General features: G+C 75.1%; 1 protein-coding gene and 1 pseudogene. Both read right to left on the bottom strand.

All coding sequences use genetic code 11. The annotated features are described in order from the left end of the window. Nucleotides 1–1,149 (bottom strand): annotated as a pseudogene (locus tag ABNT58_RS13570) (hypothetical protein); the annotation flags it as partial. Between the two features lie 115 nt (nt 1,150–1,264). Next, nucleotides 1,265–2,049 (bottom strand): hypothetical protein (locus tag ABNT58_RS13565; protein WP_348754000.1); only part of this gene is annotated, 785 nt, incomplete at its 5' end.

The following is a 2,049-nucleotide window of genomic DNA, read 5'->3' as shown; positions in this document are numbered from 1 at the left end:
GCCGCTGGCCTGGCTGAAGCCCGAGGCGCCAAGGCCGAACTCGTCAGGCGAGGTGCACCAGCCGGCGGCGGTGAGCGCGGCTTCGTCGATCAGGTAGAAGCGGTTGGTGGTGCAGGCCAGCGCCGGCAGCTCGATGCCCGGGATGGCGGTGCGCAGGCTGCCGCTGAGGGTGAGTGTGCCGCTGCCGGCGCTGAGCACGGTGCCGGCCAGGCCGATGTCCTGCGTGCGGTCGCCGGCCGGCGTGCCCACGGTGACGCCGTTGCAGGCGCTGCCGCTGCAACGGGCCACGCTGCCTTCGGCCGTGGCCAGCTGCAGGTCCACCACCACCGCGCCGCGCAGCCGCAGCGTCAGCACGTCGCCATGGCGGTTGGTGAAACCCAGCGCCCGCACGCCGGCATCGTCGGCATCGGCCGCGTTCACCTTGGTCAGCGGGCAGAACTCGTCTTCCACGCTGCCGCTGCGCACCAGCACACGCTCGCCGCGGCAGCGCGCGGCCTCCTGCGCCAGCGCGCTGACGGCGGCCGCCACGCTGCCCTGCGTGCCAATGCGGGCCACCAGCGCCTGCAAGGTGTCGAACATCGGATCGCCCGCCGTGCGGTTGAAGGGCGTGGTGATGAAGTCGCCCAGCGTGGCCGGCAGCGCGAAGCCGTATTCACGTTGCAGCCAGCGCCGCACCCGCTGCTGGGCGGTGGCCACGCTGGCCGCATCGGCCGTCTCGAAGCCGCCGCGGCTGCCCAGCGCCGCGAAGTAGGGCTGCGGCTCGGTGGCCAGCAGTTGCGCCACCACCAGCGTGGTGAGCGGCGTGAGGTTGGCGGTGCCCGCGGCCAGGGCCACCGAGTACAAGCCGCCCGGCTCGGAAGAGGCCGCGCTGTCGCTCAGCAGGTAAGGGCCGCTGAGCTGGTCCAGGCTGGCCAGGTAGTCGCTGCCGTCCACTGGGGCCAGCCGGCCTTCGGCGGTGCGCGCGGTGCCCACCCGGCCCTTGACCGTGATCTGCAGGCTGCCCACCGCGGTGGGCGTGGCGCCGTTGCTCACCCGGCCCTGCAGGCTGGGCAGTGCCGCCGTGGGCGGGGGCGCCTCGGCATCGCCTTCGCTGCCGCCGCCGCAGGCCTGCAGCGCGGCCAGCAGCAGCGCGCAGGCGCCGGCGGCCAACCGGTGGCGCCAGATCGGTGGGGGCGATGGGACACAAGCGCAGGGGGCGACGGAGCGGGCAGGGGTCATGGCGCGGTGGGTCCAGGTCTGTTCGATAGGGGCTGCACGGCGGGCTTCACTGCGCCGGCATGTGCAGGCTGCCGTCCAGCACCAGCATGGGCTGGCCGTCGGCGCCGGCCAGCACGGTGCGGCCGAAGAAGAAGCTGCGCTCGGCCAGCGGGTCGGGTGGGGTGGCGGGGCTGCTGGTGGGGGTGCTGACGGAGACGCCGCTGCAGGCGCTGCCTCGGCAGGCGGCGCCGGGCCACTGCACCGCCACCACACGCTGGGCGGTGTCCACGCTCACGCGCAGCGTGCGGCCTTCGTGGTCGTGGAAGCGGTAGTGCCAGGTGCCGTCGTCGGCGATTTCCACGCCCGCGCCGCCCTGGCCGCAGAAGCGGCGCAGCGTGCCGTCGGCACTGCCGAGGGTCAGCGCCGGGCCGCTGCAGCCCAGGCCGGGCAGCTGGTCGTCGGCCGGCAGCCGCAGCTTCCCGTGCAGCACCACCGGGCCGCCGGGGCCGGCCAGCCGCAGGCCTTGCAGCTCCAGCGTGCCGGCACCGCCGGTCGGCCGGCTGCGCAGCTGCACCTGAGTGCCGCAGTCGTCGGCCTGGCAGCCCAGCTGGCGGCCGTCGCATGCCTGCAGCAGCACCTGGTGCAGCGCGCGCTCCACCGTGTCCACCCGCAGCTGCCAGCCCTGGCTGTCACCGGCGCGCACCAGGTAGCTCCGCACGCTGCCGGTCTGCTGCAGCTGCGTGGCGTCCATGCACACGGTGCGCGGCGCGGCACCGGGCTCGGTGATTTGCAGCGACTGCAGCGGGCAGGCGGCGGCCCACCGCGTGGTGGCCGGCACGCCGGGCCTGGTCG

The sequence above is a fragment of the uncultured Aquincola sp. genome, assembly GCF_964001545.1.
Classification (GTDB): domain Bacteria; phylum Pseudomonadota; class Gammaproteobacteria; order Burkholderiales; family Burkholderiaceae_C; genus Aquincola.
The sequence above is the reverse complement of the archived record's forward strand: the minus strand, read 5'-3'. Positions and strand labels throughout refer to the sequence as shown.